The organism is Rugamonas aquatica (assembly GCF_009380215.1).
GTDB lineage: Bacteria > Pseudomonadota > Gammaproteobacteria > Burkholderiales > Burkholderiaceae_D > Rugamonas > Rugamonas aquatica_B.
Map to the genome: position 1 here is coordinate 106,674 of NZ_WHUG01000005.1, position 26,292 is coordinate 132,965.

Annotated in this window: 29 protein-coding genes; 8 read left to right on the top strand and 21 right to left on the bottom strand. The window is 63.8% G+C overall.

Going from position 1 to position 26,292, the window contains the following annotated elements; genetic code table 11:
* Positions 1-5 precede the first annotated feature (5 nt).
* Positions 6-311 carry a protealysin inhibitor emfourin gene (locus tag GEV02_RS14435; protein WP_152838676.1) on the top strand — a complete coding sequence of 102 codons (306 nt, stop codon included), beginning with the start codon at positions 6-8 and terminating at the stop codon, positions 309-311.
* On the opposite strand, the gene GEV02_RS14440 is transcribed toward GEV02_RS14435, so the two are convergent.
* From GEV02_RS14440 to GEV02_RS14480, 9 genes are all read right to left on the bottom strand, one after another.
* The gene (locus GEV02_RS14440; protein WP_152838677.1) at positions 308-697 is read right to left on the bottom strand and encodes a PPC domain-containing DNA-binding protein; all 390 of its coding nucleotides are present in this window, start codon (positions 695-697) and stop codon (positions 308-310) included. The two genes, GEV02_RS14435 and GEV02_RS14440, sit on opposite strands and share 4 nt — an antisense overlap.
* Positions 697-1,062, bottom strand: coding sequence for a glutaredoxin (locus GEV02_RS14445; RefSeq protein WP_152838678.1), 366 nt, complete (start codon positions 1,060-1,062; stop codon positions 697-699). The genes GEV02_RS14440 and GEV02_RS14445 overlap by 1 nt, the downstream gene beginning before the upstream one ends.
* 88 nt (positions 1,063-1,150) lie before the next feature.
* On the bottom strand, positions 1,151-1,738 hold the full coding sequence (locus GEV02_RS14450; protein WP_152838679.1) for a BPSL1445 family SYLF domain-containing lipoprotein: 588 nt from the start codon (positions 1,736-1,738) through the stop codon (positions 1,151-1,153).
* 41 nt (positions 1,739-1,779) lie between these two features.
* Positions 1,780-2,490, bottom strand: coding sequence for a hypothetical protein (locus tag GEV02_RS14455; protein WP_152838680.1), 711 nt, complete (start codon positions 2,488-2,490; stop codon positions 1,780-1,782).
* A 25-nt stretch (positions 2,491-2,515) separates the two neighbouring features.
* Complete coding sequence (locus tag GEV02_RS14460) at positions 2,516-3,724, bottom strand: hypothetical protein (RefSeq protein WP_235922781.1); 1,209 nt, start codon at positions 3,722-3,724, stop codon at positions 2,516-2,518.
* A 133-nt stretch (positions 3,725-3,857) separates the two neighbouring features.
* Positions 3,858-4,553 (bottom strand): glutathione S-transferase N-terminal domain-containing protein, encoded by a 696-nt coding sequence (locus tag GEV02_RS14465; protein WP_152838681.1) that lies wholly within the window; start codon positions 4,551-4,553, stop codon positions 3,858-3,860.
* Between the two features lie 80 nt (positions 4,554-4,633).
* The gene (locus tag GEV02_RS14470) at positions 4,634-6,796 is read right to left on the bottom strand and encodes a putative bifunctional diguanylate cyclase/phosphodiesterase (RefSeq protein WP_152838682.1); all 2,163 of its coding nucleotides are present in this window, start codon (positions 6,794-6,796) and stop codon (positions 4,634-4,636) included.
* Positions 6,789-7,769 (bottom strand): EAL and HDOD domain-containing protein, encoded by a 981-nt coding sequence (locus GEV02_RS14475; protein ID WP_152838683.1) that lies wholly within the window; start codon positions 7,767-7,769, stop codon positions 6,789-6,791. The genes GEV02_RS14470 and GEV02_RS14475 overlap by 8 nt, the downstream gene beginning before the upstream one ends.
* A gap of 68 nt (positions 7,770-7,837) precedes the next feature.
* Positions 7,838-8,782, bottom strand: coding sequence for a LysR substrate-binding domain-containing protein (locus tag GEV02_RS14480; RefSeq protein WP_152838684.1), 945 nt, complete (start codon positions 8,780-8,782; stop codon positions 7,838-7,840).
* Positions 8,783-8,903: 121 nt separating this feature from the next.
* On the opposite strand from GEV02_RS14480, the gene GEV02_RS14485 reads away from it, so the two are divergent.
* The 4 genes from GEV02_RS14485 to GEV02_RS14500 all read left to right on the top strand — a co-directional run bounded on the left by GEV02_RS14485 (position 8,904) and on the right by GEV02_RS14500 (position 12,821).
* On the top strand, positions 8,904-9,605 hold the full coding sequence (locus GEV02_RS14485) for a pirin family protein (RefSeq protein ID WP_152838685.1): 702 nt from the start codon (positions 8,904-8,906) through the stop codon (positions 9,603-9,605).
* Positions 9,606-9,728: 123 nt separating this feature from the next.
* Positions 9,729-10,382, top strand: a complete 654-nt coding sequence (gene ribA, locus GEV02_RS14490; protein WP_152838686.1) for a GTP cyclohydrolase II — start codon at positions 9,729-9,731, stop codon at positions 10,380-10,382.
* Positions 10,383-10,404: 22 nt separating this feature from the next.
* Complete coding sequence (locus tag GEV02_RS14495) at positions 10,405-11,832, top strand: S1 family peptidase (RefSeq protein WP_152838687.1); 1,428 nt, start codon at positions 10,405-10,407, stop codon at positions 11,830-11,832.
* On the top strand, positions 11,829-12,821 hold the full coding sequence (locus GEV02_RS14500) for an FHA domain-containing protein (protein WP_152838688.1): 993 nt from the start codon (positions 11,829-11,831) through the stop codon (positions 12,819-12,821). The genes GEV02_RS14495 and GEV02_RS14500 overlap by 4 nt, the downstream gene beginning before the upstream one ends.
* A 76-nt stretch (positions 12,822-12,897) precedes the next feature.
* On the opposite strand, the gene GEV02_RS14505 is transcribed toward GEV02_RS14500, so the two are convergent.
* Both GEV02_RS14505 and GEV02_RS14510 read right to left on the bottom strand, forming a co-directional pair.
* The gene (locus GEV02_RS14505; protein WP_152838689.1) at positions 12,898-13,506 is read right to left on the bottom strand and encodes a PEP-CTERM sorting domain-containing protein; all 609 of its coding nucleotides are present in this window, start codon (positions 13,504-13,506) and stop codon (positions 12,898-12,900) included.
* A gap of 124 nt (positions 13,507-13,630) precedes the next feature.
* The gene (locus GEV02_RS14510) at positions 13,631-14,242 is read right to left on the bottom strand and encodes a TetR/AcrR family transcriptional regulator (RefSeq protein WP_152838690.1); all 612 of its coding nucleotides are present in this window, start codon (positions 14,240-14,242) and stop codon (positions 13,631-13,633) included.
* A 103-nt stretch (positions 14,243-14,345) separates the two neighbouring features.
* Here GEV02_RS14510 and GEV02_RS14515 point away from each other — a divergent pair, with 103 nt between their 5' ends.
* On the top strand, positions 14,346-15,590 hold the full coding sequence (locus GEV02_RS14515; RefSeq protein ID WP_152838691.1) for an MFS transporter: 1,245 nt from the start codon (positions 14,346-14,348) through the stop codon (positions 15,588-15,590).
* Here the strand turns inward: GEV02_RS14515 and GEV02_RS14520 are convergent, their stop codons facing one another.
* On the bottom strand, positions 15,591-15,893 hold the full coding sequence (locus tag GEV02_RS14520; RefSeq protein ID WP_152838692.1) for a hypothetical protein: 303 nt from the start codon (positions 15,891-15,893) through the stop codon (positions 15,591-15,593).
* 54 nt (positions 15,894-15,947) lie between these two features.
* Entirely contained in the window at positions 15,948-16,853 is a 906-nt protein-coding gene (locus GEV02_RS14525; protein WP_152838693.1) for a LysR family transcriptional regulator, read from the bottom strand.
* Between the two features lie 137 nt (positions 16,854-16,990).
* On the opposite strand from GEV02_RS14525, the gene GEV02_RS14530 reads away from it, so the two are divergent.
* Together GEV02_RS14530 and GEV02_RS33115 are read left to right on the top strand one after the other, a co-directional pair.
* Positions 16,991-17,716, top strand: coding sequence for an SDR family oxidoreductase (locus tag GEV02_RS14530; protein WP_152838694.1), 726 nt, complete (start codon positions 16,991-16,993; stop codon positions 17,714-17,716).
* 182 nt (positions 17,717-17,898) lie between these two features.
* Entirely contained in the window at positions 17,899-18,312 is a 414-nt protein-coding gene (locus GEV02_RS33115) for a DUF433 domain-containing protein (protein WP_217433136.1), read from the top strand.
* Here the strand turns inward: GEV02_RS33115 and ispF are convergent.
* Genes ispF through nuoL form a run of 8 tightly spaced genes read right to left on the bottom strand, consistent with a single transcriptional unit; the run spans position 18,252 to position 26,261 of the window.
* Positions 18,252-18,740 carry a 2-C-methyl-D-erythritol 2,4-cyclodiphosphate synthase gene (gene ispF / locus GEV02_RS14540; protein WP_152838695.1) on the bottom strand — a complete coding sequence of 163 codons (489 nt, stop codon included), beginning with the start codon at positions 18,738-18,740 and terminating at the stop codon, positions 18,252-18,254. The genes GEV02_RS33115 and ispF overlap by 61 nt on opposite strands.
* A gap of 15 nt (positions 18,741-18,755) precedes the next feature.
* Positions 18,756-19,469 (bottom strand): 2-C-methyl-D-erythritol 4-phosphate cytidylyltransferase, encoded by a 714-nt coding sequence (ispD, locus tag GEV02_RS14545; protein ID WP_152838696.1) that lies wholly within the window; start codon positions 19,467-19,469, stop codon positions 18,756-18,758.
* 5 nt (positions 19,470-19,474) lie between these two features.
* Positions 19,475-20,206 carry a hypothetical protein gene (locus tag GEV02_RS14550; protein WP_152838697.1) on the bottom strand — a complete coding sequence of 244 codons (732 nt, stop codon included), beginning with the start codon at positions 20,204-20,206 and terminating at the stop codon, positions 19,475-19,477.
* A complete protein-coding gene (locus GEV02_RS14555; protein ID WP_152838698.1) occupies positions 20,203-20,760 on the bottom strand; it encodes an NUDIX domain-containing protein in 558 nt (185 codons plus the stop codon). Before GEV02_RS14555 ends, GEV02_RS14550 begins: the two co-directional genes overlap by 4 nt.
* A gap of 34 nt (positions 20,761-20,794) precedes the next feature.
* On the bottom strand, positions 20,795-21,100 hold the full coding sequence (locus tag GEV02_RS14560; protein WP_152838699.1) for a DUF2818 family protein: 306 nt from the start codon (positions 21,098-21,100) through the stop codon (positions 20,795-20,797).
* The gene (gene nuoN / locus GEV02_RS14565) at positions 21,100-22,605 is read right to left on the bottom strand and encodes an NADH-quinone oxidoreductase subunit NuoN (RefSeq protein WP_152838700.1); all 1,506 of its coding nucleotides are present in this window, start codon (positions 22,603-22,605) and stop codon (positions 21,100-21,102) included. Before nuoN ends, GEV02_RS14560 begins: the two co-directional genes overlap by 1 nt.
* Positions 22,606-22,621: 16 nt before the next feature.
* A complete protein-coding gene (locus tag GEV02_RS14570) occupies positions 22,622-24,127 on the bottom strand; it encodes an NADH-quinone oxidoreductase subunit M (RefSeq protein ID WP_152838701.1) in 1,506 nt (501 codons plus the stop codon).
* Between the two features lie 31 nt (positions 24,128-24,158).
* Positions 24,159-26,261 (bottom strand): NADH-quinone oxidoreductase subunit L, encoded by a 2,103-nt coding sequence (nuoL, locus tag GEV02_RS14575; protein WP_152838702.1) that lies wholly within the window; start codon positions 26,259-26,261, stop codon positions 24,159-24,161.
* Positions 26,262-26,292 lie beyond the last annotated feature (31 nt).

Genomic DNA, 26,292 nt, shown 5'->3' on the forward strand with positions numbered 1-26,292 from the left:
TGGTCATGACACGGTTGATCTTGAAGTGCACGGGCGGCTTCACCGGCCCGGCCGGCGCGCAGACGCGCACCGTGGAGCTGTCGCAACTGCCGCAACCCAAGGCGCAGGAGCTGGAACAGTTGCTGACGGCCAGCTGCTTCTTCACGCTGCCGGAAACGCTGACCAAGGCGGCGCCGCAATCGTCGGATTTTCTGTACGACCTCAAGGTCGATGAAGGCCAGCAGGCACATTGCGTGCGCTATCACCTGGACGCCGCGCCCGCCTCGCTCAAGGCGCTGACCCACAAGCTCAGCGAAGTCGATCCCGACTAGCCGATCTTCAATTCCGGATAGCCGGTGCGCGGGTCCAGCTCGCGCGTAAAACGCTGGCCGGGCAGCAGCGCCAGCAACAGTTCGGCCGTGGTGCGCACCGTACAGCCCGCGCACACATGGCCGCCCAGCACGGTCCCCTGCGCATCCGACACCGACATATGCAGATGCGCGCCGTCCGCCGAGATCGAGCCGGCCAGGGTCAGGATTTCCAGATCGCCGCGCAGCGCATCGGGCTGCGGCATGCCGGCGTAGCGCAGCTGCGCGCCGTCCAGGCTGCCGATACCCTGCAATACGAAGCCGGCCTGATGGCCGCTGGCGGCCAGCGCCGCCACCACCGATGCGCGCAAATCGTCGCCCGGATTGAGCCGCAGCGCCAGCGTCTGCATCAGGCCACCATGCGCGCGAATTCGCCGTCGTCCACCAGCTTCTGCAGGTCGGTGGCGCCGCCGATCAGCGTGCCTTTTACGAAAATCATCGGGAAGGTCGGCCAGCCGGTCCACATCTTCAGCGCCGTGCGCGGACGCCATTCGGACAGGTAGGTGCCGTAGCTCAGATAGGTGTAGGGCGTGCCGAGGCCGTCGAGGATTTTGCGGGCCTTGCGCGGGAAAGGATTCAAGCCCATGCCGACCACCACCACCGTGTTGGCGGCCACGGCGGCCTGCACTTCGGCCACCAGATCGCGGTGATAGCCGCTGACGCGCTCGCGCACGGCTGGGTGGATGCGGGCTTCGTCCAGGATGTTACGGCTCATCGTTATTCCTCATGAATGTTAGATGAGCGTAAGAGTAGCCGCAAACCGGCGCGGCGGCATAGCCTTTTCCGCGCCGGCGCTTGCCGGATCAGAGCTCCAGCTTGGAGATCTTGGTGCCTTCGAGGTTCAGGTTGGCCATCAGGCCGGCGTTGGTCAGCACCAGCGCCTGCACCGGATTGTTGGCGGTGTTGGTGTCGATCTCGCCGTTGGCGCCCACCTTCAGCAGCGCCACCGAGCCGTCGACGCCGGCGGTCCAGCCTTTGCTGTTGCGGAATTTATCCAGCGCTTCCCGCGTCATGAACAGCAGCACCACGGCCTTCGACTGCGCGCCTGCCTGGAAGCCGACCGACAGCGAAGCCACGCTGTAGTAATCGACGGTCTGGCCGCCGCTGCGCAGCACGCCCTTGCCGTATTCGCCGCCCACCACCAGGCCGGCCGCCAGCACGCGCGGGAACACCAGCACGCCGGCCGACTTGCGCACCAGCTCGCGCGAGCCTTTGACTTCGGAATACAGCCGCTCCAGCGTGGAGTAGGAGCCCTGCTCGATCTCGGTACGCACCGCGGCCGAATCCGGCTTGGCCGCCGACGTGGTGGTGGTGCAAGCACTCATGCCCAGGCCCAGACCGGCAAACGCCAGCGCAACCGTGGTACGAACCAGGAAATTACGTTTTTGCATAGCATTCTCCAAAAAAGTGCCGCGGCCGCGGCGTTCAACTGTTAATCGATTATAAACTCCAGTGTCGCCTCGCCGTCGCACGGCTGAGCGCTTTGCGCGGTTTGCTCGAAGGCCGAACACAGGCGATTGCCTTGCGGGTCTTCCAGCCGGGGATGCACGCGCAACAGATACCTTCCCGGCCGCCAGATCCGCTGCGGCGTGAAGCGCCATTCACGTTCGCCGGACAGCAACTGCGCACCGCCCGCCAGTCGCTTGCCGTCCGGCGCCTGCAGGGCCAGCAGTGCTGCGGCATCGCTGTCCAGTGCATCGGGAAAGTTCACCCGCAGCGGCTGGCGGCCGCCCCGTTTGACAGCATGCACCGTCCAGCGCTGCGGGTCGATGCGCTGGCGCAAAGGCGCGACCACGCGCCAGTGTTTTTCCACCACGCGTCCCAGTTGCGGATCGTCTATCTTCAGCACCACGGCCTGCCCGGCGCGCAACGCCGGCCCCAGCCCCAGGTTCGGCCCGACGCCGGTCTTGATGCGGCCAGGATGCAGCAACAGCGTCACCGACTGGCCGCCGGCTTCGTTCAGCGGCAGGTCGAGGAAGGCGCCATCGATGAGCTTGCCGTCGCCGTCGAACAGGGCCACGTGGCGCATGTCCAGCGGCGATGCCAACGGCGCGTCCGGATGCAGCGCGATGCGCAGCAGGTTCTCCGGCACCTCCGGCCCGGACGGCGTCACCGTCACTCTCGGGCCGGCCAGCGCCAGCAAGGGAGTCAGCGCCAGCAGCGCGCCTCTAGCGCGCCAGTTCAGGATAGCCCTCCAGGCCTCGCGCGTATTTATGGAAGTCGCGGAACTTGTCCCCGTCCGGATATTGGTAGTCAGGGAAATCGTACTCGTTGACAAAGTCGCTCAAGCGCAGATAAGCGCCCTTGGGAATCGACACCAGCTGCATATTGCCGCCGGCATCTTCGCGCCGCAGCGCCAGCAGCAATTGCGGATTGAGGTTATCGATGCGCATCGCCGCCGACAGCGGCGTCATCGTGGCCTTCACGCCCAGATACGGTTTGGATGGCCAGTCGATCGGTGTGGTCAGCCCGGGCGCGGCGGCGCCCGCGCTCAGGTCGGCCGCCGACAGCAGATCGGCCGAGCGGCTGGAATTGACCAGCAATGCGAATTCCGCGTCGCCCTGCTTGAACGTGACTAGGCCGTTGGGCGCACTGCCCCAGCCCAGTTCGCCCACGGTCTTGGCGACGATGTGGGCGCCATCCTTCAGATCCTTGAGCGGTATCGTCACCAGCGGCGTGCAGGTGTAGGCGGCCACCAGCGTCGGCTCGCCGCCGATGGTCATCACCGCCATGCTGCGGATCGGCGCGCGCGTTTCGACTTCGTTGTGCACCGGGTGGTACATCTCGACCGTGGTGGCCCGGGCCTTGCCGCTGAACGGATAGTCGTACACCCGCAAGGTCGAGGCGAAGCTGCGGTTCGACAGGCCGGCCACGTACAGCTTGTTCTGGTGGAAGCGCATGTCGGTCACGGTCAGCGTCTGCGCCGGCAGGTCGCGCCAGAAGGCCAGGTCGGCCGCCGGCGCATCGGTGATCGCGGCCGAGCCGCTGGCCTTGCCGAGGTCGACGCGCGCCACCTTGCCGGCGGCATCGATGCGCACGATCGCCGGCGTCTGCCTGCCGTTGGCGCCGCGCACCGTCAGCGCGACGTAGGCGATTTCGCTGTCGGGCTGGACCGCCATGTCTTCAAAGCGCAGCGCCGACGGCGCCACGCCCAGCGCCTTGGCGATCGGCCCCTGCACATCTTTCAGATTGAATGGTTTGCCGGCGGCCTTGGCCGGCGCCTCGACCGGCAGCGCATGAATGCGCGCGCCCTTCCAGTCGGCCACGAACAAGGTTTTCGCATCGCCGAAAGCAAGCTTGGAAGCGGACTGGACGGCAACAGGCGCGGCCTGGCAATGGGCCGCGAACACGGCGGCCAGCAATAGTAGTCGTTTCATTTGCTCTCCATATTTATCGCGTATCAGCAATACCTTGATGGCGCGTTGTCGAGTTGTCGCCGGTTTTCGGCATCGACCAGAGTAGCATCTGCAACCGTCCGCACGGTGCCTAAATTACAACAAGCGGAAATTACTAAGGTTTCGCGCCCTGACCGAACAGGATGGCGCGCTCTTCGGCCGACATGCTGCGGTCCTTGCGGGCATACACATTCTCGACGCCGACGTAGGCCTTGATGGTGGCCGGCCGCTGCCGCATCGCCTCGAACCAGCGCTGCAGGTCGGGGAAGTCGGCCAGCGTCTGCCCATGCCCTTCGTGCGGCACGATCCACGGATAGCAGGCGATATCGGCAATCGAGAATTCGCCGGCGATGAACTCGCGGCCTTGCAGCTGCTTGTCCAGCACGCCGTACAGCCGGCTGACTTCGCGCGTGTAGCGGTCGATGGCGTAAGGCACCGTCTCCGGCGCGTAGATGTTGAAGTGGCCGATCTGCCCCGCCATCGGCCCCAGCCCGGCCACCTGCCAGGTCAGCCATTGCAGCGCCTCCAGCCGCGCGCGCGGATCGCGCGGCAGGCCGAAGCCGGTCTTGTCGGCCAGGTATTGCAGCATCGCGCCCGACTCGAACATGCTCAGCGGCCCGCCGCCATCGGCCGGCGCGTGATCGACCAGCGCCGGGATCTTGTTGTTCGGAGAAATGCGCAGGTACTCCGGCGCAAACTGTTCGCCCTTGCCGATGTTCACGCGGATCAGGCGGTAGTCGATACCGGCCTCTTCCATGTACATGGTCATTTTCAAGCCGTTGGGCGTGGCGGCGTAGTAGAGATCTATCATGGTTTTATTGTGCACCGGGATGACCCGCAGGCGGGATGCCAATCGCGGGATTTTTCAGGAGGCCATTCAGGCCGGGGGTTTCAGCGATTGCCAAAGGCCAGGCGCTTGCCTTCGCGCAGCATGCCGGCGAAGTCGGCTGCCGGGATCGGCTGGCTGAACAGATAGCCCTGCAGCTGGTCGCAGCCCAGCTCGCGCAGGAAGCTCATCTGCTCGGCCGTCTCCACGCCCTCGGCGACGATCTCCTGCCGCAGCTGCTGCGCCATGGTGACGATGGCGCGCGCGATGGCGCAATCGTTCTCTTCATACGGCAGGCCGATGACGAAGGAGCGGTCGATCTTCAGGGTGCTGATCGGGAATTTCTTCAGGTAGGCCAGGCTGGAGTAGCCGGTGCCGAAGTCGTCCAGCGCCAGCGCCATGCCCATCGCCACCAGCTCGTTCATGATGGCGATCACATTGTCGGTGCCGCGCACCAGCAGGCTCTCGGTGATTTCCAGGTTGATCTGGTCGGGCTGCACGCCGTGCCGCTCCAGCACCGCCGCGATGCGCTTGGGCAGCTGGTTGTCGAACTGCCGCGCCGACAGGTTGACGGCGATCGGCGGCATGATGAGGTTGGCGTCCTTCCACTCGCGCACCTGGCGGCAGGCTTCTTCCAGCACCCAGCTGCCGAGGTCGAGGATCAGGCCGGTCTCTTCCGCCACCGGGATGAACACGCCCGGCGACACCAGCCCGCGCACCGGATGGCGCCAGCGCAGCAGCGCCTCGGCGCCGACGATGCGGCCGCTGCGCAGGCTGACCTTGGGCTGGTAATACAGCATCAGTTCGTTGTTGCTGAGCGCCTGGCGCAGCTCGCTTTCGATGCGCAGGTGTTCCTTGGCGCGCTGGTTCATTTCCTCGCTGTAGAACAGGAAGGCCGATTCGATATTCTGCGCCGCCTTGTTCATCGCCACGTCGGCGTAGCGTATCAGGGTCGGCACATCGGTGCCGTCCTCGGTGTAGACGGTGATGCCGATGTGTCCGCCCACCTGCAGGCTGTGGGTGCCGATGACGATGGGCGCGGCCAATGCGGTCAGCAGCTTTTGCGCGACGATGGCGGCATGTTCGCGCTTTTCGATGTGCAGCAGCGCGACCGCGAACTTGTGGCCGTCCAGCCGCGCCAGCACGTCGGCCTCGCGCAGCGACAGCCTGAACAGCCGGCCGATCTCGCACAGCAGGCCGTTGCCGACCTCGTGGCCCAGCGTGTCGCTGATGGCGCCGATGCGGGTGATGTCGATCACCAGCAGCGCGCCGTGCTCCTGCGAACGCTTGGTCTCGGTCAGCGCCTGGCCCACCAGCTGGTTCAGCAGGCACAGATTGGGCAGGCCGGTCAGCGAGTCGTAGTTGGCCATGCGCTGCATGCGCGCCTCGGCGTCCTTGTGCACGCTGATGTCGGAGAACAGCGAGAAGGTATGGCTGATCTTGCCCTGCTCGTCGCGCACCACGCTGATGGTCACCGATTGCGGGAACAGCTCGCCGTTCTTGCGCTTGCCGATGATCTCGCCGCGCCACGGCCCCTCGCCCTGCATGGCCGAGCGCACCTTGGCGCGGAACTCGGCGTCGTGCACGCCGGAGCGCAGCAGGTCGGGCGTCTTGCCTATCGATTCTTCCGGCGTGTAGCCGGTGATGCGGGTGAACGAGGAATTGATCGAGACGATGCGCTCGTGCGCATCGGTGATCAGCACGCCCTGGTCGCTATCCTCGATGATGCGCGCGTGCAGGTTGATCTTGTCCGAGGCCGACAGCGCGGAATCGGCCGCGTTCAGTTCGACCAGCATGCCGACCGGATCGCCGGCCTCGTCATGGCGCAGCAGCAGGCGCAGCTTTACCCAGATCAGTTCGCCGCTCTTCTTGCGGCGGCGTACTTCGGTGCGGGCGCCGGTGGCGCCGCTGTCCGGCTCGAAGAACAGCTCGGCGATATTGCCGTCGTCGTCATCCTCGGCGTACAGGAACAGCACGTGCTGGCCCAGCGCCTCCTCGGCCGCGTAGCCGAACATGCGCTGCGCGCCGTCGCTCCAGCCGGTCAGATAGCCGGCCAGGTCCAGCTCCAGCTCGGCGTCGGCGCTCGCAGCCGCGTTCGGCTCGGCGATGCCGGAGCGCGTGGCCGCCAGCAGCGCGTCGAGCTCGGCCAGCGTCGCCGCCAGCGCCGTGCCCGACTCTTTGCGGGCCTGACGGCTCAGCGCGAGGCAACGCTCCAGCGCGTCACGCATGGGGAGTGCCCGCCTTGCCCACCGAGACGCCCTGCATCCACAGGTAGGCGTCGGCCAGGATCTGGTTGAAGCCGGCGTTGTCGATCTGCAGCGCTTGCAAGCCCTGCGTCAGCGCGGCGATGTCGTCGTGCTCGGCCGCTTCGACCACGTCGAGCAGCTGGCCCAGCTCGCCCTCGCGCGCCAGCAGCGCCTGCTGCACCGAGACGCTGATGGACAAGGGCTTGAGCACCTCGGCCAGCGGCATGCCGAACAGCACGCCCAGCAGCGAGAACATGCCGGTCATGAAGGCTTGCTCCTGGTGCGGCTTGTCCTGGCCGGCGGCCTTGGACAGCAGCTCCATCGCCCGCGCCCGCACCGACACCCGCGCCAGCAGCATGGCCGAGCGCTGGTCGGCCTCGCGCGAGGAAAACAGCATCAGGTTAAGCCAGCGCCGCAGCTGCGAACGCCCGAGGATCAGGATGGCTTGCGAAAAACTGGTGACGCGGCGGCCGGTGCCCATGCCCAGCGAATTGACCAGCCTCAGCAAATGGTAGGACAGCGTCGGATCCTGGCGCAGCAGCGCTTCGATTTCGTGGGTGTCGGCGTCGGCCGAGACCAGCTGCACCAGCTGCAGCGCCAGCGCGCGCGAGGCGGCCTGGCTGCCGACCGGCTTGGGCGGCGGCGCCAGGAACCAGTCACCGTCGATCCAGGCGACGGCGGCCGGCAAGTCGGAGGCCAGCGCGGTGTCGCTGTGGTGGATTTTATCGGCGGGCAGCGGCTTCCAGCCGGCCTCGTCCAGAATCTGATGGACGGCCTCGGCCTGGCCGGCGCGGTAGTAGCAGCTCATGCTGCCCGACGCCAGCTCTTGCAGCAAGCTGGTCTGCACCGCGCCGGCCTGCAGGCTGGCGGCGTCGAGCAGCAGCGCCGACGGCACGCCGTTGCGGTCGGCCAGAGGATGCAAAAACACGGGCGGCATGGCAGTCGTAGCGGTCATGGAATGTCCAGCGTATAACAGTCGGTGATCCCGCTATGGTACTCCGAAATTATTGGCGTCGGCCAACATTATGGTGCCGGGGCCGGCAATATCAAACGATGCGGCAGATGGTCGAGCAAGCGTTCGAACAGACCGGGCTGTTTCATGCGGCTGAGCCACCATTGCAGCGCGGCGCCGTGCTCGCCGCTGCGCCAGGCCAGGTAGAAGGTTTCGGCCGGCTTCGGCTCCTCCACTTCCTTTTCCACCAGCAGGCCGGCGGCGATGGCGGCGCGCGCGCACGGTTCCGGCAGGAAGCCGAAACCCATGCCGTCGAGCTGGTACTGGAACTTGGTTTTCATGTCGGGCACGGTCAGCGTGTCCTGGCCCAGCAGCAGGCCGACGGTGCGCGGCGCCAGCTGGCGGGCCGAATCGGCCACGCTGACGGCGCGGTGCTGCTGCAGTTGCACGCGGTCCAGCTTGCCTTGCACCGAGGCCAGCGGGTGTGACGGCGCCACCGCGAATACGAAGCCGATCTTGCCGATCGGCAGGGAGACATAGCCGCCGCCGGCCGGGCCGTCGCCGGCCACGCCCACCAGCAAGTCGGCGCGGCGGTCCAGCAGCGCTTCCCAGGTGCCGGACAGCGCTTCCTGCACGATGCGCAGCCGGGTCTGCTGGGCGACCTGGTAGAAGGCCTTGATATCGTCCTGGAACAGGCTGGCCGAGAACATGCTGTCCATGCCGACTGACAGTTCCGTCTCCCAGCCGGAGGCCACGCGGCGCACCCGGTGCTCCAGGTCTTGCGCGGCCTTGAGCAGGTAGCGTCCCTCCTTGAGCAGCTCGATGCCGGCCGCCGTCAGCTCCACGCGCGGGCCGTTGCGCTCGAACACTTGCACGCCGAGATCGTCCTCCAGCTTGCCGACGGTGTAGGAAATGGTCGACGGCACGCGGTGCAGCTCCTTGCCGGCGGCGGAGAACGATCCGCGACGGTCGATGGCGTCGACGATTTGCAGGGCTTCCAGGCTGAGTCTGAGCATTCGATTTTTTCGATAGTAGAGGGGTAAATTTTCCGTTTTTTTATTCCAAAACACAGGCGTACACTGTGGTTCATGGATGCGAAATTATCGCACATTAATTAAAAAGAAACGGAGCCCTACCATGTTGCAAATTCGTAAAAGTGAAGAACGCGGCGTCGCCAACCACGGCTGGCTGCAGTCGCGCCATACCTTCTCGTTCGGCAGCTATCACGATCCCGAACATGTAGGCTTCGGCCCGCTGCTGGTCATCAATGAAGACCAGGTAGCGGCCGGCCAGGGTTTCGGCACCCACGGCCACCGCGACATGGAAATCATCTCCTACGTGCTCGACGGCGCGCTGGCCCACAAGGACAGCTTGGGCACCGGTTCGGTGCTGCACTACGGCGATGTCCAGCGCATGAGCGCCGGCAACGGCGTGCGCCACAGCGAGTTTAACCACTCGCAGGACGAGCGTGTGCATTTCCTGCAAATCTGGATCCAGCCCAACCAGACCGGCATTCCACCAAGCTACGAGGAAAAGCACTTCACGCCGGAAAGCAAACAGGGCCAGCTGCGCCTGATCGCTTCCAGCGACGGCCGCGAAGGCTCGGTGCTGATCCACCAGGATGCGGCGATCTACGCCACCATCATGGCGGCCGGCGACAGCCTGCAACACACGCTGGCAGGCGGGCGCAAGGCTTACGTGCACGTGATCCGGGGCGAGCTGACGGTCAACGGCACGGCGCTCAAAGGCGGCGATGCGCTGAAAATCAGCGGCGAAACGCAGGTGTCGCTGCAGGATGCCGAGGACGCGGAAGTGCTGCTATTCGACCTCCCCGCCTGAGGCTAGAGGGCAGCCTAAAAAAACTTTCCGCCAGTTTTGGTATCATGAAGGGCACGCCGGGTCTGTTGGAACAGCCCGGCGTGCCTTTTTCACCTTGAATATCACTAATTGAAGAGCATAGCTATGTCGCAGAGCGCAGCAACCCCGGCAACCGACGAACTGGATTACACGACTTCCTGCGCCCTGCCGACCCCCTGGGCCCAGTTCACGCTGCACGCCTTTGTCGAAAAAGCCACCGGCAAGGAACACCTGGCCATGGTGCTGGGCGATATCGGCAATGGCGAGCCGGTGCTGGCGCGCGTCCATTCCGAATGCCTGACCGGCGACGTGCTGTTCTCGCAGCGCTGTGATTGCGGCGCCCAGCTCGAAGGCGCACTGAAGAAAATCGCTGCCGAAGGCCGCGGCGTGCTGCTGTACCTGCGCCAGGAAGGCCGCGGCATCGGCCTGATTAACAAGATCCGCGCCTACCGCCTGCAAGAGGCAGGCGCCGACACGGTGCAGGCCAACGAGCAGCTGGGCTTCAAGCCGGATCAGCGCACCTACGGCCTGGTCCAGCCGATGCTGGCGCAATTCGGCGTCAAAAGCCTGCGCCTGATGACCAATAATCCGCGTAAGATCGATGCCATGACCAAACTGGGCATCGAGGTGGCCGAGCGCGTTCCGCTGCTGGTCAACCGCAATGCCTTTAACCAGCACTACCTGAATACCAAGGCCGCCAAGCTGGGCCACATGATGACGCCGCTGACCCCGGCCCCGGTGGAGGATGGCGCACTGTAAGAGGTTGATTTTTAAGGACTGCATGAAATTTAAAGAGCTTGCCGCTACCCTCGCCCTGACCTGGGCCAGCGCCGGCGCGCTGGCGGCGCCCGCCGACCATCCGCCGGCCGCGCCCGCGCAACTGGCTGCGGCGGCGCAATCCTCCGCCAAGGCTTCGGCGCCCGCCGCCGACAACGCCGACGCCGCCCCGCTGCCGCCGCCCTCCAGCGCGGCCCAGCATCTCTACGGTTCCGCCAAAAACGATATCCTGCAAGTGCGCTCGCTGCTCAAGAGCGGCCGCACGCAATCGTCGGTGGGCTCCGGCTTCCTGATCGGCACCAGCAACCTGGTGGTGACGAACTACCATGTGGTCTCGCAGTTCGCGCTCGATCCCGACACCTACGTCGGCGAATGGGTGGACACCAGCGGCCAGCGCGGCAACGTCGAACTGCTGGCGGTGGACGTGCTGCACGACCTGGCCGTGCTGCGCGTCAGCCGCAACGGCACCGGCTTCTTCAAGATCCCCGATCAGCTGGCCAAGCTGACGCAGGGCCAGTACCTGTACTCGCTGGGCAATCCGCTGGACCTGGGCTTCGCCATTTCCGAAGGCGCCTACAACGGCGTGATCGCGCGCAGCTTCTACGACCAGCTGATGTTCACCGGCCCGATCAACTCCGGCATGAGCGGCGGCCCCAGCGTGACGGTCGATGGCGCGGTGGCCGGCGTCAACGTCTCCAAGCGCCTCGATGGCGAGCTGGTCAGCTTCCTGGTGCCGGCCCGCTTTGCGCAGGACTTGCTCAAGCGCGTGGAGCAGCAAAAGAAAACCCCGACCGACTTCACGTCCATCGTCGCCGCCCAGCTGCTGAACCACCAGCGCGCCATGGTCGACCAGCTGCTGGCCAGCCCGCTGAGCCTGAAGCCCATGGGCCCTTACCAGGTGCCGGTGCGCGAATCCGAACAGATGCGCTGCTGGGGCCGCTCCAACGTCAAGGCCGACAAGCCGTTCACGGTGGACGACGCCAGCTGCGCGATGGAATCGGCGATCTTCATCAGCGGCTCGCTGCAGACGGGGCAGCTCAGCATCCGCCACCAGTTCCTGCGCGGCACCGGCCTGGACAAGCTGCGCTTCGCGCAACTGGCCAGCGCCTCGTTCAAGAACGAGCACTTCGGCACCAACAAAGACACCCGCCTGACCGGCCCGCAATGCACCGAGGACTTCGTCAAGAACAAGGATGTGCCGCTGCGCGCCGTGCTGTGCGTGCGGGCCTACCGCAAGTTCGCCGGCCTGTACGACTTCGCGCTGCTGACCGCGACCACCGATCAGGGCTTGATGAGCTTGCAAAGCCGGCTCGACGCGCGCGGCGTCTCGTATGAAAACGGCTTGCGCCTGTCGCGCGTGTTCATCGACTCGCTGGGCCTGGCGCCGGTGGCGAAGAAGCCCGCCGCGGCAAGCAAGGGAGGCGCGCAATGAAAGCCCCCTACTTCATCGAAATCCTGGCCCGCAACGGCGACGTGCTGCACCGGCACAAGGTGGCCGCGCTGCCGATACGCCTGGGCCGCAGCTACGATAACGACGTCATCCTCGACGACGCCCACAGCGCCGCCGCCCACGCCATCGTCGACGCCAACGAGCAAGGCGAACTGGTACTGCGCGACCTGGGCAGCCAGAACGGCACCTACCTGAAAGGCAAGCGCCAGACCAGCGTGGTGCTGAGTGGCGACACCATGGTGCGCCTGGGCCACACGCGATTGCGCGTGCGCGCGGCCGACTTCCCGGTGGCCGCCGAAATCGCGGACACCACCATGCATGGTTGGGAAGGCACGGTGCCGGCCGCCATCGGCCTGGCGCTGATCGCCATCTTCACCTGCCTGGAGACCTGGCTGTCCGATGTCGAACCATTCGCGCTGATACGCTACCTGCTGGTGCTGGCCTCCAGCCTCGCGGCCGGCCTGCTGTGGAGCGGCCTGTGGGCGCTGGCCAACCGCCTGTTCGGCAGCCATGCGCGGCTGGGGCGGCATCTGTTCATCCTCGGCAGCGGCCTGGCGACGGTGGGATTGTGGAAGATCGGCAGCGCGGCGCTGGCCTATGCGTGGTCGGCCGAGACGTTCACACGCTACGGCAATCTGGTGACGCTGGCGATCGCCTGCGGCATGTTGTTCTTCCACCTCATCACGATCAAACCGCACCATCCGCGACGCTTCGCGGTCAGCTGCTGGGTGATGCTGGTGGGTGGCGCCGGGCTGATGCTGATGACCAATCTGCAAGGCACAGGGCGTGCGGCCGACGAGCTGTACATGTCGGTGCTGCTGCCGCCGGAAGTACGGCACAGTCCGGATCACAGCGTCGACCAGTTCATGGCCGATGCCGCCAAACTGAAAACCGGCGCTGACGCAGCCCGCGCCCACGCCATCAAGGACGGCACGCCGGAAACCGAGGACGACGACGACGGCTCCGAATAAATCCAGTCCACACAAGGAAAAAAGGGGGCTGACCCACAGGTCAGCCCCCTTTTTTAATTTTGGCTAAGCCAGCGAATTACTTGGCGGCTTTGCGGCGGCGGGCGATAACGCCTACCAGGCCCAGGCCAGCCAGCATCATCGCGTAGGTTTCCGGCTCAGGTACGGCGGCGGTGACGGACACATTGTCCAGTACCGCGCCCGAGTAACCGTCGCCACCAACGCTGCTGAACACCAGCGCTTGCGTACCGCCGGTGGTGGTGAAGTTGAAGGTGTAGTTGGTGACAGGGGTGCTGCCTTCGAACGAGTAGTGGTTGCCACCAACGAACACGTCCAGGCCTGCGCCGTGCGAGTACGGATTGTGGGTCAGGTCGAACGACAGCGTGTAGGTGGTGCCGGCCACTGCGGTGAACGATTGCGACAGTACGCCCGGACCTGGCGTGCCCAGCATGTCGATGCTGTTGCCCGAGATCGAGTTGTAGCTGTTGTTGATGACGTCGACCGAGTTGCCGCCGACGCTCCAGAAGGCAATCGCGCCATCGCCTGCGCCTACGCGCACGTAGTTGTTCAGATTGACGCCGCTGACGGTTTCAAAGTCGCCGTTCTGAATCAGGTTGGTGGCCGATGCGGCGCCCGAAGCGGTCAATGCGGTAACAGCTGCAGCCAGAAACAGTTTAGACATTTTCATGATGTGACTTTCAAAAAGGATAGGACGGCGACTCAATGTAGCCATTCTACCGGGGAATTTCAAAAGCACAACTAAAATTTCATTTTGTTACTGAATATATTTTTCAGGCAACATTTCTGCGGGATCAAGAAGGCCAGCCGCGCAGCACCTGATCCACCACTTCCTGCAACTGTTTGCGGGTGGCGCCAGCCGCCGCCTGCACCGCCATGCCATTGGAAACCGTCATCACATAACGCGCCATCTGGCCTGAGCAGCTATCGGCCGGCAGATCGCCGTCGACCTTGGCCTGCTCCAGCCGGGCGCGCAATTTAGCCTCGCTGGCGGCGCGGCGTTCGATCAGCGAATCGCGTATCGGCAAGGCATCGTCGCTGCAGGCCAGCGCGCCATTGATCACCAGGCAGCCGTGCGGATTTTCGGTTTCGGTCTGGGCGTCGGCATTGCCGCGCAAGAAGTGCTCGACCACGGCGCGCGCCGTCGGCTGTGCCAGCGCCGCGTTGAACAACGGATCGTGGGTCGCGCCGTAACGCTCCAGCGCCATGCGGAACAGATTCTCCTTGTTGCCGAATACGGCGTACAGACTGGGCCGGTTCATGCCCATCGCTTCGGTCAGTTCCGGTAGGGAGCTGCCTTCGTAGCCCTTTTCCCAAAACACTTTCATGGCCTTGTCCAGGGCGGTTTCCGCGTCAAAAGTGCGCGGACGGCCTGACTTGCGTGCTGATGCGGAATTATCTTTCATACCGTTCGGTTAAAAATTCATTGACAAAGTTCCTTGCGCAGATCATTATGAACCGATCAGTAAAAAACTCAAGTATTTTTACAGCCGATAGGAATAATCTCATATGAAAAACAACACCAGCGCTCAAGCCGTCTTGCCCGACGACGCGCCCCTCTCTATTTCAAGCTCCCCCACCCGCGCCGCCTGGCTGGCCGTGCTGTCGGTCGCCGTCGGCTCGTTCGCGCTGGTGACGACGGAATTCCTGCCGGTCGGCCTGCTGCCGTCCATCGCCGCAGAGCTGGGCGTGACCGAAGGCGTCGCCGGCATGATGGTGACCGTACCCGGCCTGGTGGCCGCATTCGCCGCCATCCTGGTGACGATAGGCGTCGGCAAGACCGACCGCCGCTACGTGATCTGGGGCCTGACCGCCACGCTGATCGCCTCCAACCTGATCGTCGCGCTGTCGCATTCCTATCCTCTGGTGCTGCTCGGCCGCGCGCTGCTCGGCATAGGCGTCGGCGGCTTCTGGGCCATCGGCGGCGCGCTGGGCAACCGGCTGGTGCCGGAGGCCTCGGCCGCGCGCGCCACCTCCATCATCTTCGCCGGCATCTCGCTGGGCACCGTGGCCGGCGTGCCGGCCGGTGCGATGATCGGTGAACTGGTGGGCTGGCGCATGGCCTTCTTCGCCGCGACCGCCGTGTCGCTGCTGGTGCTGGCTGCGCAAATGTGGCTGCTGCCTCGCCTGCCGACCACGACATCCCTGACCTTCGGCCAACTGCCTGCGCTGCTGCGCGTGCAGAAGGCGCGGCTGGGCATGCTGGCCACGCTGCTGATCTTCATCGGCCAGTTCGCCGCTTACACTTATGTCACGCCGTTCCTGAGCCAGGTCGCGGGCTTGAGCGCCAAGAGCATCAGCGTGCTGCTGCTGATTTACGGCGCGGCTGGTTTCGTCGGCAATCTGATCGGCGGCTGGGCCGTGGCGAAGAGCGTGAAAAATTCGCTGATCGCCACCGGCGTCATCATGGGCTTGTCGGCTGCGGCGATGCCGCTGTTCGGCGCCAGCGCCGCCGGTGCGACGGTGTTGATCGTGATCTGGGGCCTGGCCTTCGGCATGATGCCGATCTCGGTGCAGACCTGGATGTTCAAGGCCGCGCCGGATGCGATGGAAAGCGGCGGCGCGGTGTTCGTCTCCACCGCGCAGATCTCGCTGGCCAGCGGCGCATTGGTGGGCGGCGTGTCAGTCGACCATCTGGGTGTGGCGAGTGCGATGGTGGTCGGCGGCGTGTTCGCGCTGGCGATGGCCGCCGTTATCGCGGCGTGGGCCAAGGACGACGGCAAGCCCCTGGGCAAGCTGCACGCCGTGCACTGATCAAATACGTCCGCGTTTGAAGGCAGCCAGGAAGGTCTCGGTCTCACTGGCTGTCAGCACTTTGATTTCATCGCCATGCCAGGCATACAGGTACTGCATGCCTCCCATGCGGTCGGTCAGCTTGGCGTCCAGCAGGAAGCAGGTGCCCAGCGGGTAAAGCTCGACGTCGCTCATGCGGCGCGAGCACTGCACAGGCAGTGCGGGCGAAAATGCCTGTCCCGGCACAGGATGGATTTCCACCTTGCCCTCGGGCGCCACCGAGTGCACCGCCACCTGCCGATAAGCGTAGATATCACGCGCCATTGTTTATCCCTTGCGTCAAAAGCGCCATGGTAGCAGATCGTTTATCGCGCCGCCCTAGCCTACCAGCGTAGCGACGAAGTCGAGGAAGGCCAGCGTCTTCGCCGGCGGGTGGTAGCGCGACGGATAGTAGGCGTACAGCGGGAAGCGCTCGTCCGGCCATGCCGTCAGCACTGGCGTGACGGCGCCGGAGCGCAGCAGCGGCTCGACCGCCAGGTCGATCACCTGCGCCAGGCCATAGCCGGCCAGCAGTACGCTCTCCATCGTGCCGGCGTCGTTCAGCGTCAGCTGGCTGCGCGGGTTGACGATGGTGGTCTTGCCGCCGCGATGGAACTCCCATTCGTAGGGCTTGCCCGTTGCCGGGTTGCGGAAGTGGATGCAGGTATGTTCCGGGCCTTCGAGGTCGGAGGGCTTCTTCGGCACGCCGTGGCGGCGCAGGTAGGCCGGCGTGGCGACCGTCAGCACACGGGTGTCCAGCAGCTTGCGGGCGATCAGCGATGACGATTGCGGATGGCCGAAGCGTATCGCCAGGTCGAAGCCGTCGCCGACCATGTCGCCCAGCTGGTCGCGCGCCACCACATCCAGGTCCAACTCGGGATATCGTTTCAGGAAGCCGCCGAGCTTGGGGCCCAGCAGCAGGCGCGCCAGCAGCGGCTCGACGTTGATGCGCAGCCGTCCGCGCACCGCCACCGCACCCTCGCCCGCCGAGGCAACCGCCTCTTCCAGCCCGGCCAGCAATGGTCCTATCTGTGCGTAGAAACGGCGCCCCTCGTCCGTCAGGGAGACCTTGCGCGTGGTGCGGTCGAACAGCCTGATATTGAGCCGCGCCTCCAGCTTGGCGATGGCGCGGCTGACACCGGACTGCGACATCTCCAGCGCCTCGCCCGCGCGCACGAAGCTGCCGGCATCGACAATCGCCGCCAGCACGCGCATGCCGTTCACTACCCGTTCATCGAAAGCCATATATGCCAGTTAGTCATGAATGATATGAGTCACATGCTATCGGAGTATCGGTGATTTTGCATCAGAATTCTTGCATGCGGACTTACCGCCCAATTCAAGGAGAACATGATGGATGCAATGAAAAAACGGGTGCCGGCATGAGCGGCCGTCTGCTTGGGCAGCGCGTGATCGTGCTCGGCGCCTCGTCGGGCATCGGGCTGGCGGTGGCGCGCGAGGCGCTGCGTGAAGGCGCGGAAATGCTGGTGGTGTCGAGCCAGATCTCGCGCATCGAGAAGGCGCTGGAGCACCTTGGCGGCAAGGCGCAGGGATGCGCGTTGGATCTGCTGGACGAGCGGGCCATCGAGCGCTTCTTCGCCACCACCGGTGCGTTCGATCATCTGGTCTACACGGCGGGCGATGCGCTGCAAATCGGCGCGCTGTCCGGGACCGATTTGACCGCTGCGCGTTCGGCATTTGAGGTGCGCTATTGGGGTGCGCTGGCGGCGGCCAAGCACGGAGCTCGGCATATCAGGCCGGGCGGTTCGATCACGTTCACGACCGGCATCGCAGCGATGCGGCCGCAGTCGGGATGGGTACTGGGGGCCAGCGTGTGCGGTGCGATGGAGGCTTTGACGCGGGCGCTGGCGGTGGAGCTGGCGCCGTTGCGGGTCAACGCCGTGTCGCCGGGCGTGACCGCGACGAACCTGTGGGCGGACATGGCGCCGGTGCAGCGCAAGCAGATGTTCGACGATGTCGGCGATGCGCTGCTGGTCGGCCGTGTGGGCTCGGCGGAAGACATCGCCGCCGCCTACCTGTTCCTGATGACCAGCGGCTTCGCCACCGGCCAGACCCACATCGTCGACGGCGGAGCACTATTGATCTAGGCCGAAGACGGTTGAGAATGGCAGGCGCAGGATATCAAAACGATGTCCTGCGCCTGTTTTTTTCAGTGCCGCTTGAAGGATGTCCTCAAGCCACTACACTGAAATGACAACATACACATGGGAAGACAATGTCATCCGAATTATTTCATGACACGGACAGTCCTGATAGCTGGATCAATGCCATGCCCAACTATGACGACGAGATAGAATTTGACGAGGATTGCCCGGAGCTTGATTCGGAATTCTTTGACAACGCGGTTCACCGCATTCACGGACGGATCGTAGCACCGCGAAAGTCTCCGACCGATCCGGTTGACCCGGAAGTGCTGGCCTACATGAAGGCCATCACGCCGCTGGTGCAGATGGAACCCGATATTCTGGGCGGTATGCCGGTATTCAAGAGCACGCTGGTACCCATCAAACGGATGTTCGCCTATCTGCTAACGGGCAAGCCCATGGCTGACTTTTTGGCCGACTATCCATCGGTCTCCCGCGACACCGCCATCGGCGTGCTGGAGAACGATGCGACCTTGTTTTACGAAGCGATCAGCAAAGCAATCGACTCAGCGGCAATGCCCTCTTCCCTGCCCAGGTAACCCAGCTTCTCATTGGTCTTGGCCTTGATGTTGACCTGGCCGACAGCCACGCCCAGATCCTCCGCGATATTCGCGCACATGCCGGCGATGTGCGGCGCCATCTTCGGACGTTGCGCGATGATGGTCGCGTCGATATTGCCGATGCTGTAGCCGGTGGCCACCACGCGCCGCGCCGCCTCCTTCAACAAGGTGCGCGAATCGGCGCCCTTGAACTGCGGATCGGTATCCGGAAAGTGCTTGCCGATGTCGCCCAGCGCAGCCGCGCCGAGTATCGAATCGGTGATCGCGTGCAGCAGCACGTCGGCGTCCGAATGCCCCAGCAGGCCCACATGATGCGGGATGTCGACGCCGCCGATAATCAGCTTGCGGCCTTCCACCAGTGCGTGGCAATCGTAGCCCTGGCCGATGCGGAATGGGAGTTTGGTCATGTTTTCTATCCTGTGTTATTCGCCGGCAGCCAGATACATTTCCGCGATGCGGATGTCGGCCGGCAGCGTGACTTTCAAATTTCGTGGATGGCCTTCGATCAGCCGCGGCGACAGGCCGAGCATCTCGACCGCGCTGGCGTCGTCCGTGATGGCGTTGGCGTCCGGCGCGCTGCCCAGGGCGCGCAGCAGCAGCTCGTAGCTGAACATCTGCGGCGTCTGCGCCAGCCACAGGCCGTTGCGCGAGACCGTCGTCGCGGCCACCGGCACCGCACCGGTCGCGCGCTTGACCGTGTCCACCACCGGCAGCGCCAGCAGGCCGCCCGCCGCATCGTCGCCCACGCCGTCTATCAGCCTGGCGATCAGCGCCGGCGTCAGGCCGGGACGCGCAGCGTCGTGCACCATAATCATGTCACCGCCGGCCACCACGCCCTGCAGCTCGCGCAAGGCGTTGAGCACCGTGTCCATGCGCGTGGCGCCGCCGCAGCGCAGTACCGTCACGCCGTCCAGGTCCGCCGGCAGCACGCCGTCGATCTGGCCGTCGGCCGCGCTGACCACCACATAGGTGTGCGCCACCAGATCGCTGGCGCGGAAGGCGTCGACCGCGTGGCGCAGCATCGGCTTGCCGCCGACCGTCAGGTATTGTTTGGGTCCGTCCGCCGCCATGCGCGCGCCGACGCCGGCGGCGGGCAGCAGTGCAAAGTAGCGAGGTGTCGTTTTGGATGCAGTCATATTCTTCAATTGTTTTTATGGCGGCGCAGCAGGATCGCAGCGATCTCGCCATCGCACACCTTGCCCATGCGGGCGTATTCTTCCGGCGTATCGATCTCCGCCTGCTTCGGCCTGCCCTTTTCGAATTCGTCGCGGATGAACGGGAACCAGGTGCCGTTGATCTCGTGCTCCAGCGCCGACATCGCGGTGCCGGACGGCGCGTACAGCGGCTTGGCTTCGAACCGTTTGCTCAGCGCTTCGCGCACCACCTTCTCCACGCGCGCCAGGTTTTCCATATACGCCTGCAAATGCCGCTGCTCGTGTTCGAGGATCGCGTTGTAGCCGCAGGTGCCCGGCGCGAACTCGTTGCCGACATAGATCAGCACCGGCGAATAATTCAACTTCACGTCCACGCGCGGCGCGATGCATTCGTAGCCGCTGACGGGATCCTGCAACACCGGCCCACCCAGATCGACCGTGTACTGGCCCTTGGTAACGGTCAGCCCCAGCGTCACCATCTTGTTGTCCATATTCCCGGACTTCGCGGTCAGCGCCCGATACGGCAGCTGGTTGTTGATGGTGTAGCCGTTCTGTTTTGCGGACAGCACGGAGATCGTCTTGGCGATGCTGTCTTCGCAGCGGATCTGGAACGGCGTGCGCGCCGCAGCGGCTGTAGCAGGCGCAGCCGGCGCGGCGGCATGCACCGCGCCGCTAACGGCCGACAGGCCGAAGGCGATGGCGGCGCACAGCGGCTTCATAGCTTCCAGTCGCCCGCGCGCAGCTTGTCCAGCCAGAAGATGCCGATGACGGTCTTGACGTCGGTGATCTTCCCTTCGCGTACCCATTGCAGCAGCTCGTCGATGGTGGCGGTGAAGGTTTCGAGGAACTCGCCGTCGTCCAGCTTCTGCGGGCCGGCCTTGAGGCCGCGTGCCAGGTACAGGTCCAGATGCTCGTCCGAGTAGGCGATGGCGTTGTGGATGGTGCTGACGAACTGCCACTCGCTGGCGGTGTAGCCGGTTTCCTCTTCCAGTTCGCGCCTTGCGCTGGCCAGCGGGTCTTCGTTGTGATCGATTTTCCCGGCCGGGAATTCGATGAACACCTGATGCAGCGGATAGCGGTACTGGCGCTCCATCAGCACGGTGCCATCGTCCAGCAGTGGCAGGATCACCACGGCGCCGGGATGCAGCACGTATTCGCGCGTGGTGCGCTTGCCGTCGGGGAGTTCGATGGTGTCGCTTTGGACTTTGAGGAAACGGCCGTTGTAGACCAATTCACCGTCGATACGGGTTTCTGTCAGATGCTTGTCGTCCATACCTGCTCCACTGTCGTTGAAGAACGATAGTGTATCAGCCGTGGCGCTTGCGCAGGTAGCGGACGATGAATCCCGGGAAGCCCAGGACGATGAAGATGCAGGCGGAGATCGCGTAGAACTCCCAGGTCTGCTGGAAGCGATTGCCGATCTGCGCTTCGAGGGCGAAGCCGATAACGCCAACGACAAAGTACAGCACCGTCATTTCCGCCAGCCGCACGAACAGCGGCTTGCGGGGCCAGCGAGTGGCCACCAGTGCGAATACTTTGTCATTGAAGAACGGCAGGTTGGCGGCCACCAGTGCAGCGGCGATCACCAACCAGCTTGCGACGGAAACATCCATCAGGTGTTCAGCGTCAGGGTGATGGCTTTCAGGCAGGCCGCCAGCAGCGGGCCTGGCAGAATGCCCAGGGCTACGATGGCCAGGCCGTTCAGGCTCAGAGCGAAGCTCATGTCGCCCTTCGCCACGATAGGCGAATTGTCGACCGGCTCATCGAACCACATCACTTTAACAACGCGCAGGTAGTAGAACGCGCCGATCAGCGAGAACATCACCGCGAACACGGTCAGCCAGATCTGGCCGGTGCCCAGTACCGCGGTCAGCACCGAGAACTTGGCGGCAAAGCCCATCATCGGTGGCACGCCGGCCAGCGAGAACAGCAGGATGGACATAATCACGGCGAACCAGCCATTACGCTTGCTCAGGCCTTTGAAGTCGTTCAGGTTCTCGGCTTCGAAGCCGGCGCGCGACAACAGCATCAGCATGCCGAAGCTGCCGATGGTGGTCAGCACGTAGGTGATGGTGTAGTACATCGCGGCGCTGTAAGCAGCAGCAGCGCCGGAGCGGTCGGTGGTGCCCGCAACGCCGGCCAGCAGGCCAAGCAGCACGAAGCCGATTTGCGCGATGGTGGAGTAAGCCAGCATACGCTTCAAGTTGGTCTGCGCGATCGCGGTGATGTTACCGATGGCCAGCGACATAACCGCCAGCACCATCAGCATCTGCTGCCAATCGACTGCCATCGGCAGCAGGCCTTCCACCAGCAGGCGGATGCAGATGGCGAAGGTGGCGATCTTCGGCGCGCCGCCCAGCAGCAGGGTCACTGCGGTAGGCGAACCTTCGTAGACGTCAGGCACCCACATGTGGAACGGTACTGCACCCAGCTTGAACGCCAGGCCGGCGACCAGGAACACCAGGCCGAAGACCAGGATGGTCGGCTTGATGGTGCCGGCGGCGACAGCGGTTGCCACTTTGGCGATGTCCAGCGTGCCGGTCGCGCCGTACAGCATCGAGATACCGTACAACAGGAAACCGGAGGCCAGCGCGCCCAGGATGAAGTACTTCATCGCGGCTTCGGTGGCTTTGTGGTTGTCGCGGCGGATGGCCACCAGCGCGTACAGCGACAGCGACATCAGTTCCACGCCCAGGTACACGGACAGGAAGTTCGAACCGGAGATCATCACCAGCTGGCCCAGCGTGGCGAACAGCGCCAGCACGTAGAACTCGCCGCCCAGGTTACCGCTCAACATGCCGCGGTCGTCCGCGTATTGGCGCGAGTAGACCAGCGTCAGGCCGACAGTCAGGTAGGTGAACAGCTTGAGCAGGTTCGACATCGGGTCGGACACGAACATGCCGCTGAAGGTGTAGACCGTGGTGCCGGCCGCGAAGTCGTGGTAGCTCAGTGCACCGCAGATCAGGAGCGTCAGCAGCGACAGCACGTACGTTACCGAACGCTTACCCTGCGACAGGAACATATCGATCAACAGGATCGCCGAGGCGCCGATCAGCAGAACGATTTCTGCATACACCGGCACCATGTCGATAACAGGTTGTGGAATTGGAGTAGTCATTTATGTGTTTCCGTTTTCAGTAAGGCAGCTTGCTGTGTGCAACGTGAGCCAGCAGGTCTGCAACCGAGGTTTGCATCGTGTCGGTGAACGGCGCTGGGTACAGACCCATGGCCAGGACGCAGACCGCCAGAATACCCAGCATCAGGAATTCGCGGCCGTTGACATCGACCAGTTCAGCCACATGGTGGTTGGCGACCTTGCCGAAGATGACGCGCTTGGCCATCCACAGCGAGTACGCTGCGCCGAAGATCAGCGCGGTCGCGGCCAGCAGGCCAATCCAGAAGTTGAACTGGGTGGCGCCCAGGATCACCATGAACTCGCCGACGAAGCCGGAAGTCGCTGGCAGACCGCAGTTGGCCATCGAGAAGAAGATGAACAGCGCGGCGAACTTCGGCATCTTGTTGACCACACCACCGTAGTCGGCGATCTGGCGCGAGTGCGCCTGGTCGTACAGTACGCCGATGCACAGGAACATCGCGCCGGAGATGAAGCCGTGCGAGATCATTTGCACGATGGCGCCCTGCACTGCCATGGCGTTGAAGACGAAGAAGCCCAGCGTGACGAAGCCCATGTGCGCGATCGACGAGTAGGCGACCAGCTTTTTCATGTCCTTCTGTACCAGCGCGACCAGGCCGATGTAGATCACGGCGATCAGCGACAGGGTGATGACGAACGGCGCCATGTAGTGCGATGCGTCAGGCACGATAGGCAGAGAGAATCGCAGGAAGCCGTAAGCACCCAGCTTCAGCATGATCGCGGCCAGCACGGCGGAACCGCCGGTCGGCGCTTCCACGTGGACATCCGGCAGCCAGGTGTGGACCGGGAACATCGGCACCTTGACGGCGAAGGCCATGAAGAAGGCGATGAAGATGAAGATCTGTTCTTTCATCGTCAGGGCGATCTTGTGCCACATCAGGATGTCGAAGCTGCCGCCCGATACCTTGTACAGGTAGATGATGGCGACCAGCGTCAGCAGCGAGCCGAAGAAGGTGTACAGGAAGAACTTGAACGATGCGTACACGCGGTTCTCGCCGCCCCACACGCCGATGATGATGTACATCGGGATCAGGGTCGCTTCGAAGAAGAAGTAGAACAGCAGGCCGTCCATCGCGCAGAACACGCCGATCATCAGGCCGGACAGGATCAGGAAGGCGCCCATGTATTGAGCGACGCGCTTCTGGATCACCTGCCAGGCCGAGATCACGACGATCACGGTGATGAAGGCGGTCAGCGGTACGAACCACAGCGACAGGCCGTCGATGCCCAGCGAGTAGTAGATGTTGAAGCGCTCGATCCACGGCGACTTCTCGACGAACTGCATGCCGTGGGCGGTGTTGCTGAAATTGGTAATCAGCGGGATGGTCGCGGCGAAGCTGACCAGCGCGCCGATCAGCGATCCAACGCGGACCAGCGCCGCATTGGTATCACGGCCTACAGCCAGCACGATCAGGCCGAAGATAATCGGGAGCCAGATCGCGAGGCTCAGGTAAGGAGGTAGTGTAGATATGGTTGACTGCATCATGGTTATCGTTATCTCTTTGCGTATCAGCTAATTAAGCGTGCCAAAACGGCAGGAAGTAGACCAGGAACCCCAGAATGCCGAGGATCATGACGAACGCGTAGTGGTAGATATAACCAGTCTGCGCCAAACGGGTCAGCGTCGAGAACCAGCCCACCACTTTGGCGCTGCCGTTGACCAGCAGGCCGTCGATCAGGGTCTTGTCGCCCACGTTCCACAGGCCATTGCCCAGGGCGCGCGCGCCGCCGGCGAATACGACCTCGTTGAACTTGTCCATGTAGTACTTGTTGTCCAGCAGCGTGTGCAGGAACTTGAACTTGGCGTAGAACCAGGCCGGTACGCGTGGATTGATCATGTAGCAGTAGTACGCGGTAGCGACACCGGAGATGGCCAGCCACAGCGGCAGCGACGTCAGCGAGTGCATCGCCATCGCCATCGGGCCGTGGAATTCGTGCGCCAGTTCTTCCATCGCAGGATGGTTTTCGCCGAAGGTGATGACACCTTTGAAGAAGTCGCCGAACAGCATAGGACCGATGGTCAGGTAGCCGATGATGACCGAAGGGATGGCCAGCATCGCCAGCGGGAACCAGACCACGAATGGCGATTCATGCGGCTTCTGGCCTGGTGCCAGACCGTGGTGAGCGTGGTCGTCTTCCTCGTCGTGGCCGTGGTCGTCGTGACCGTGGCCGTCGTGGGCGGCGGCTGCGTTCGTCCCATGGGACTCACCATGGTGATGATCGTCATGCGCGTGGGCCTTGCCGAAACGCTCTTCGCCGTGGAATACCAGGAAGTACATGCGGAACGAGTAGAACGCGGTCACGAACACGCCAGCCAGCACGGCGAAGTTAGCGAAGCCTGCGCCCCAGATGTGGGTCGCGGCGACGGCTTCGATGATCGAATCCTTCGAGTAGAAGCCCGAGAAGAACGGGGTGCCGATCAGCGCCAGGGAACCCAGCAGGGAAGTGATCCAGGTGATAGGCATGTACTTGCGCAGGCCGCCCATGTTGCGGATGTCCTGATCGTGGTGCATGCCGATGATGACCGAACCGGCGCCAAGGAACAGCAGCGCTTTGAAGAATGCGTGGGTCATCAGGTGGAACACAGCCACCGAGTAAGCGGACGAACCCAGCGCCACGGTCATGTAGCCCAGCTGCGACAGCGTCGAGTAAGCGACCACGCGCTTGATATCGTTCTGGATGATGCCCAAGAAGCCCATGAACAGCGCGGTGATCGAACCGATGACCAGGATGAACGACAGCGCGGTGTCCGACAGTTCGAACAACGGCGACATGCGCGTCACCATGAAGATACCTGCCGTAACCATGGTCGCGGCGTGGATCAGTGCGGAGATCGGGGTCGGGCCTTCCATCGAGTCAGGCAGCCAGACGTGCAGCGGGAACTGCGCCGATTTGCCCATCGCGCCGATGAACAGGCAGATGCAGGCTACGGTCAGTAGCGCCCAGTCGGTGCCCGGCAGGGTCAGCGTCATCAGCTGTTCCTTCTTGGCGAAGACTTCCTGGTAGTCCATCGAACCGGCGTAGGCCAGCAGCAGGCCGATACCCAGGATGAAGCCGAAGTCGCCGACGCGGTTGACCAGGAAGGCCTTCATGTTGGCCACGATCGCCGTTGGGCGGGTGTACCAGAAGCCGATCAGCAGGTACGACACCAGGCCCACCGCTTCCCAGCCGAAGAACAGCTGCAGGAAGTTGTTCGCCATGACCAGCATCAGCATCGAGAACGTGAACAGCGAGATGTACGAGAAGAAGCGGTTGTAGCCTTCGTCTTCCGCCATGTAGCCGATGGTGTACACGTGCACCATCAGCGACACGAAGGTGACCACGCACATCATCATCGCCGACAGCGCGTCGATCTGGAAGCCGATTTCCAGCTTCAGGCCGGCCACGGTCATCCAGTTGTAGACGGTGCCGTTGTAGTGGGCGCCGTTGACGACATCGTTCAGCGTCATCGCCGACAGGATGAAGGCAACCAGCACGCCCAGGATGGTCGCGGTGTGCGAGGTCTTGCGACCTACGACGTTGCCGAAGAATTTAGTTCCTAACAAGCCCGCAATCGCGGCGCCGGCCAGCGGCGCCAAGGGTACGGCTAGCAGGAGATTAGGGTTAAGAGTAACCGCCATGATGAACCTTAATCGTTATTTTTCGAGGTTT

What these genes read in the sequence shown, in the direction of transcription:
- GEV02_RS14435 (WP_152838676.1), top strand. Translation starts at nt 6, where the DNA reads ATGACACGGTTGATCTTGAAGTGCACGGGCGGCTTCACCGGCCCGGCC.
- GEV02_RS14440 (WP_152838677.1), bottom strand. Translation starts at nt 697, where the DNA reads ATGCAGACGCTGGCGCTGCGGCTCAATCCGGGCGACGATTTGCGCGCA.
- GEV02_RS14445 (WP_152838678.1), bottom strand. Translation starts at nt 1,062, where the DNA reads ATGAGCCGTAACATCCTGGACGAAGCCCGCATCCACCCAGCCGTGCGC.
- GEV02_RS14450 (WP_152838679.1), bottom strand. Translation starts at nt 1,738, where the DNA reads ATGCAAAAACGTAATTTCCTGGTTCGTACCACGGTTGCGCTGGCGTTT.
- GEV02_RS14460 (WP_235922781.1), bottom strand. Translation starts at nt 3,724, where the DNA reads ATGAAACGACTACTATTGCTGGCCGCCGTGTTCGCGGCCCATTGCCAG.
- GEV02_RS14465 (WP_152838681.1), bottom strand. Translation starts at nt 4,553, where the DNA reads ATGATAGATCTCTACTACGCCGCCACGCCCAACGGCTTGAAAATGACC.
- GEV02_RS14470 (WP_152838682.1), bottom strand. Translation starts at nt 6,796, where the DNA reads ATGCGTGACGCGCTGGAGCGTTGCCTCGCGCTGAGCCGTCAGGCCCGC.
- GEV02_RS14475 (WP_152838683.1), bottom strand. Translation starts at nt 7,769, where the DNA reads ATGACCGCTACGACTGCCATGCCGCCCGTGTTTTTGCATCCTCTGGCC.
- GEV02_RS14480 (WP_152838684.1), bottom strand. Translation starts at nt 8,782, where the DNA reads ATGCTCAGACTCAGCCTGGAAGCCCTGCAAATCGTCGACGCCATCGAC.
- GEV02_RS14485 (WP_152838685.1), top strand. Translation starts at nt 8,904, where the DNA reads ATGTTGCAAATTCGTAAAAGTGAAGAACGCGGCGTCGCCAACCACGGC.
- ribA (WP_152838686.1), top strand. Translation starts at nt 9,729, where the DNA reads ATGTCGCAGAGCGCAGCAACCCCGGCAACCGACGAACTGGATTACACG.
- GEV02_RS14495 (WP_152838687.1), top strand. Translation starts at nt 10,405, where the DNA reads ATGAAATTTAAAGAGCTTGCCGCTACCCTCGCCCTGACCTGGGCCAGC.
- GEV02_RS14500 (WP_152838688.1), top strand. Translation starts at nt 11,829, where the DNA reads ATGAAAGCCCCCTACTTCATCGAAATCCTGGCCCGCAACGGCGACGTG.
- GEV02_RS14505 (WP_152838689.1), bottom strand. Translation starts at nt 13,506, where the DNA reads ATGAAAATGTCTAAACTGTTTCTGGCTGCAGCTGTTACCGCATTGACC.
- GEV02_RS14510 (WP_152838690.1), bottom strand. Translation starts at nt 14,242, where the DNA reads ATGAAAGATAATTCCGCATCAGCACGCAAGTCAGGCCGTCCGCGCACT.
- GEV02_RS14515 (WP_152838691.1), top strand. Translation starts at nt 14,346, where the DNA reads ATGAAAAACAACACCAGCGCTCAAGCCGTCTTGCCCGACGACGCGCCC.
- GEV02_RS14520 (WP_152838692.1), bottom strand. Translation starts at nt 15,893, where the DNA reads ATGGCGCGTGATATCTACGCTTATCGGCAGGTGGCGGTGCACTCGGTG.
- GEV02_RS14525 (WP_152838693.1), bottom strand. Translation starts at nt 16,853, where the DNA reads ATGGCTTTCGATGAACGGGTAGTGAACGGCATGCGCGTGCTGGCGGCG.
- GEV02_RS14530 (WP_152838694.1), top strand. Translation starts at nt 16,991, where the DNA reads ATGAGCGGCCGTCTGCTTGGGCAGCGCGTGATCGTGCTCGGCGCCTCG.
- GEV02_RS33115 (WP_217433136.1), top strand. Translation starts at nt 17,899, where the DNA reads ATGCCCAACTATGACGACGAGATAGAATTTGACGAGGATTGCCCGGAG.
- ispF (WP_152838695.1), bottom strand. Translation starts at nt 18,740, where the DNA reads ATGACCAAACTCCCATTCCGCATCGGCCAGGGCTACGATTGCCACGCA.
- ispD (WP_152838696.1), bottom strand. Translation starts at nt 19,469, where the DNA reads ATGACTGCATCCAAAACGACACCTCGCTACTTTGCACTGCTGCCCGCC.
- GEV02_RS14550 (WP_152838697.1), bottom strand. Translation starts at nt 20,206, where the DNA reads ATGAAGCCGCTGTGCGCCGCCATCGCCTTCGGCCTGTCGGCCGTTAGC.
- GEV02_RS14555 (WP_152838698.1), bottom strand. Translation starts at nt 20,760, where the DNA reads ATGGACGACAAGCATCTGACAGAAACCCGTATCGACGGTGAATTGGTC.
- GEV02_RS14560 (WP_152838699.1), bottom strand. Translation starts at nt 21,100, where the DNA reads ATGGATGTTTCCGTCGCAAGCTGGTTGGTGATCGCCGCTGCACTGGTG.
- nuoN (WP_152838700.1), bottom strand. Translation starts at nt 22,605, where the DNA reads ATGACTACTCCAATTCCACAACCTGTTATCGACATGGTGCCGGTGTAT.
- GEV02_RS14570 (WP_152838701.1), bottom strand. Translation starts at nt 24,127, where the DNA reads ATGATGCAGTCAACCATATCTACACTACCTCCTTACCTGAGCCTCGCG.
- nuoL (WP_152838702.1), bottom strand. Translation starts at nt 26,261, where the DNA reads ATGGCGGTTACTCTTAACCCTAATCTCCTGCTAGCCGTACCCTTGGCG.